The following is a 4583-nucleotide window of genomic DNA, read 5'->3' as shown; positions in this document are numbered from 1 at the left end:
CCACGCGTGGCGAACTGGGCCTCGATTTTTTCACTGGTGCGTTGCGCCACCGTGGCGATCACCGCCTCCGAGGGTCCGGCACCTGTGGTTGCAGCCTTGTTGACGTGATCGATCAGGGCCGCATAGGCCGGCAGGGTGTTCAACGGTTCGGTGTGGACCATCTCGTACAACGAAGCGTCACGCGCCGCTGGCGGGCCGAGGCGGATGGCCGGGATGCCGTGCAGGCGTCGGTTCATCAGTTCGTTCGGGATGCGATGCCGCAGGGCGATGACCTGGACCTGCTGATTGAGCTGGCGCAGGTAGTAGCCTGTGGCGTTGGCCCTGATCGCCTCGGGATCGATTTCCACCGCCACCGGTTCCAGCACCTGCTCGCGATATTGCTCTTGCAGGTAAACCGCCAGGCGCCTGGCCGAGGAGTCCGTCTCGCCCTCGGCGCTGGCGGCGTACCAGCTGACCTTCACCGCCAGCCACTCCTGGGTCCAATAGCTGCTGAACCAGGGGATGAATTCAACCTCGGTGCGCTCATAGACCAACACGCGCCAATGCTCCATCGACCCACGGGCGTAGAGTGCCGCCTGCTCGACGGCGCTTTTCGAGGCTGCGATGAGCTGCTGGTCCACCTGTCGCCAAGTGTCCTGGGAAATCGCCACCGAGGCGACCTGTTGACCGCGCTGCGGCGTGGCGCACCCCGCCAGAACGAGCACAACGGCCAGCATCAGCGAACGCAGCACGATCGCGCCACCCCGGATTCACGTCATCCACGGGGTTGAGTATACATCGCCAATTCAACCCACCCGGCCTTGAGCACATAGGGTGATCAAACCGGGAGTGACGCCATGTCATCAACACCGACCCGGGGGAAACTCCGGATGTTCCAGGCATTTGCCGAAACGTTGGCGAAAGGCGTTGGAGAGTCTTTCAACCCAACGCCGTATCGAGAAACATCATCACCGCAAACCCCATCATCAACCCCAGGGTGGCCGGGGTTTCATGGCCATTGCGATGTGTCTCGGGAATCACCTCGTGGGAGACCACGAAAATCATCGCACCCGCCGCCAGCCCCAGGCTGATGGGGTACGCGACGGCCACGCCCGACGACATGCCCAGGCCGATCACCGCCCCCAGGGGCTCCATCAGCCCCGAACCGACCGCGATGAGCGCAGCACGCAAGGTGCTGATACCGGTGACCCTCAGCGCCATGGCAATGGCCAGGCCTTCGGGGATGTCCTGGATAGCGATGGCGGTGGTCAGGGGCAAGCCGACCTTGAAGTCGCCGTCGGCAAAACTGACGCCGATGGCCATGCCTTCCGGCAGGTTGTGCAAGGTGATGGCGAGCACGAACAGCCACACACGGTTAATGCGCTCGACTTCAGGACCGCGCCGCCCACTCAACTCGTGTTCGTGGGGCACGAAACGGTCGAGGCCGATCATCAGGGCCACACCCAAGCCCAGGCCAACCACGACGACAAACGCGGCCAGCAGCTGATTGCCACAAATCACCTGCGCCGCTTCGATGCCCGGCAGGATCAATGAGAAGGAGCTGGCGGCGAGCATCATGCCGGCGGCGAAACCCAGCATGATGTCCTGGGTGCGCGACGAGATATCCCGCAGCACCACCGCCATCAATGCCCCCAGGGCGGTGGCGGCAAAACCCGATGTACCGCCCAGCACGGCGTAGCCCAGGTTTTGACGATTGGCGCCAATCAGGGCGTTGTAGCCACTGTAGAGCAACAACGCGGCCACCAACGCAAGCCCGAGCCAGAACGTGACCCCCAACAGCCAGTTCTCTTGCACGGGGTTCAGCCAGGTGCGCCAGGGCGATCGAATCCGGGAGGTGGGCTGGTCCATCGAATGTCCTTAGCGGGCTTGGCCGTGGTATGGCCTGGAATACCGGGCGTGGGAGTCGCCTCCCTCGCCATCGGTTTACAGTTTGTCACCTTGCATCCCCGAACCCAAGTCGGCACCCGTGGTGGGGTTGCTTTCAGGCTCGGACATCGTCCGCGCCTTCAGCCATCTTGCCCTTGGCGCCTTTGTTCAACATCACGATGATCGAACCGATCACTTCCAGATGGCTCGAGCAGCATGAAAGTCTGAAGAAGTTAAACATTTGGTTTTTATTCAAGACAGAAGACGAGTGGTTAATTGAAACCCTGGCTCACTCGCTTATCTTTTAAACAATCAATACACCAGTGAAGCCGGGCATCAATACCCGATTTTTAATATCACGGTCGGACCAGGTCCCATGCCAACGGCACGGGACCTGCGAGACCACGGGACATTACGATTCACGACCGCCGCCATGGCTTTTTTCAGCCCCTTTCCTGCCGGCCCCGGAGGCTTTTTCCCGGTCATTGGCAACGTTGCCGCCAGACGCCTGGCCACCTTTGCGGCCGGCTTCCGAAGCCCGCTCAGGGTCGTTGGCAAAGTTCCCCCCCGAAGCTTGCCCGCCTTTGCGACCGGCTTCAGCGGCGCGTTTCGGGTCGTTGGCAAAATTGCCGCCCGACGCCTGGCCACCCTTGCGTCCAGCCTCGGAGGCGCGCTCAGGATTATTGGCGAAGTTGCCACCCGACGCCTGGCCACCTTTTTTCCCGGCTTCCGATGCCTTCTCACGATCGTTAGCGAAATTGCCAGGGTTGTTATTACCTGTGTTAGCCATTTCATTCACCTCGTTTAGTTGATCTCCACGAGCCTTGCTGACTCGTCTTATTCGGAAAACATGACGCCGCCAAGGTTTGAAGGAAACGCGGCAAACGGCGACGAGTGGTCAATGCTTGATGTATATCGCCGCCGCCGTGGTCTTTAGTGCAACAGGCTATTAAACAGGCCGAGACCGAAACTTCATCCAGTGACAGCCCTGTGGGAGCGAGCTTGCTCGCGATGCGGTGTGTCAGTCATATCAATGCAGGCTGATCCGACGCTATCGCGAGCAAGCTCGCTCCCACAATTGCCCCGCTTCAACATTCAAAACAGTGCGTGTCTTTCCACGCTGTCCGCCAAAGGCCAGGCAACGCCGGCACCCCATTGCACCGGTCTCGTCACCCTGGCCTCGCGCCGTTCCAGGAAGCCAAAACGCGCGGGCTGCCGGCGTTGTCCTGCACCACCGCACTGACCGGCTTGCGGCGTCCGGATACCCTGTCGCCGATACCCGGATTAGTGGTTGAACATCCGTTGCGGATCCACCTCGCCTTGGCAATCGGGGCAACCGCACTTTAATTTGCTCATGCTCTTTCTCCCAAGGTCACGGGTTGAAGGCGTCGTCACAACTGGACATCAAGGTTCGCCGCCGCAACACCGTGGTTGGCCACATACACATCGGCAGTCCAGCCCTTGGTCAGGTTGTGATATGACTGGGTACCCAAGGCCGTACCGCTGTCCCATGCCAGGATGTCGCCAATATCGATGTCACTGGCTGAACTCAGCTTCAGCACCGTATGGCGGTCCTCTTGCTTCACGTACACACCCACCATTGAACTCTCTCGATTGATGGCCCGTACTTCACCCTTGGTCCGCTTCATACGTTTCCTCTCTCGGCAGTTCCAGGAGCGGTCGCCCCCCGGGACCGGCCGCTTTTGGCTGCTCAGCGCTTGGCTTCGGTATGCGGGGGTTCTGAAGTACCGCACATAAAAGTGGATAGCGCGGCACGGGGGAAAGTTTGAACAAACCAGCCCCAGGGCGACGAAAGGCGTCGACTCGATCCAAGTGCTAACCTCAACGGCCCAAGGCCAGCGCAGACACCTCCCATGCCCGAAGACCTTCACCAGGCACCCATCGATCAGTTACTGGCGTACACCGCCGGGCGCCGCTTCCTGGTGCTCACCGGCGCCGGCATCAGTACCCCTTCGGGCATCCCCGACTACCGTGACAGCGACGGGGTCCGTCGGGGTCGACAACCGATGATGTACCAGGAGTTCCTCGCCCAGCCCGAGGCACGACGGCGCTACTGGGCGAGAGCGATGCTGGGCTGGCCCCGGGTCAGGCAGGCCAGGCCGAACGTGGCTCACGAAGCCTTGGCCGAGTTGCAGGCGCAGCAACGCATCACCGGCCTGATTACCCAGAATGTCGACACCCTGCATGACCAGGCCGGCAGCCAGGACGTCATCGAACTGCACGGCAGCCTGCATCGCGTGCTGTGCCTGGATTGCGGCCAGCGCAGCGAGCGACAGCAGATTCAACGGTTGATGGAAACCGCAAACCCTTACCTGGCGGGTGTCGATGCGGTGCAGGCCCCCGATGGCGACACCCTGCTCGACCCCGCGTTCGAGGCACGCTTCCAAGTGCCCCATTGCCCCCATTGCGGCGGCGAGCGGTTGAAACCCGACGTGGTGTTTTTCGGCGAGAACGTCGCCCCCCTCACCGCGACCCGCGCCATGCACGCCGTCGAGCAGGCGGACGGCCTGCTGGTGGTGGGGTCGTCGCTGATGGCGTATTCGGCGTTTCGCCTGTGCCGGGCCATCAAGGACCAGGGCAAGCCGCTGCTGGCGATCAACCGCGGCAAGACCCGGGCCGATGAGTTGCTGGACCTCAAGCTTGAAGAGCCGTGTGAACAACTACTGCCATTGCTGGCACAGCACCCGTTCTAACCG

6 protein-coding genes are annotated in these 4583 nt (G+C 61.7%); 1 reads left to right on the top strand and 5 read right to left on the bottom strand.

Annotated features, from left to right (window positions below; genetic code table 11):
• From J4E53_RS29825 to J4E53_RS29810, 5 genes are all read right to left on the bottom strand, one after another.
• A partial coding sequence (locus J4E53_RS29825; RefSeq protein WP_207268270.1) for a hypothetical protein occupies positions 1–731 on the bottom strand: 731 nt, incomplete at its 3' end.
• Between the two features lie 187 nt (positions 732–918).
• Complete coding sequence (locus J4E53_RS29820; protein WP_103311356.1) at positions 919–1848, bottom strand: ZIP family metal transporter; 930 nt, start codon at positions 1846–1848, stop codon at positions 919–921.
• A gap of 133 nt (positions 1849–1981) precedes the next feature.
• Positions 1982–2107, bottom strand: a complete 126-nt coding sequence (locus J4E53_RS30860; protein ID WP_256587282.1) for a hypothetical protein — start codon at positions 2105–2107, stop codon at positions 1982–1984.
• A gap of 171 nt (positions 2108–2278) precedes the next feature.
• Positions 2279–2656 (bottom strand): general stress protein, encoded by a 378-nt coding sequence (locus J4E53_RS29815; RefSeq protein WP_060741480.1) that lies wholly within the window; start codon positions 2654–2656, stop codon positions 2279–2281.
• Positions 2657–3257: 601 nt separating this feature from the next.
• On the bottom strand, positions 3258–3515 hold the full coding sequence (locus J4E53_RS29810) for a hypothetical protein (RefSeq protein WP_060741479.1): 258 nt from the start codon (positions 3513–3515) through the stop codon (positions 3258–3260).
• A 225-nt stretch (positions 3516–3740) separates the two neighbouring features.
• On the opposite strand from J4E53_RS29810, the gene J4E53_RS29805 reads away from it, so the two are divergent.
• Entirely contained in the window at positions 3741–4580 is an 840-nt protein-coding gene (locus J4E53_RS29805; protein WP_103311355.1) for an NAD-dependent protein deacetylase, read from the top strand.
• Positions 4581–4583 lie beyond the last annotated feature (3 nt).

Origin of the sequence: Pseudomonas sp. FW305-28, from assembly GCF_017351395.1 — a bacterium.
Lineage (GTDB): Bacteria > Pseudomonadota > Gammaproteobacteria > Pseudomonadales > Pseudomonadaceae > Aquipseudomonas > Aquipseudomonas fluorescens_AA.
This window is presented reverse-complemented; position numbering and strand designations above follow the sequence as displayed.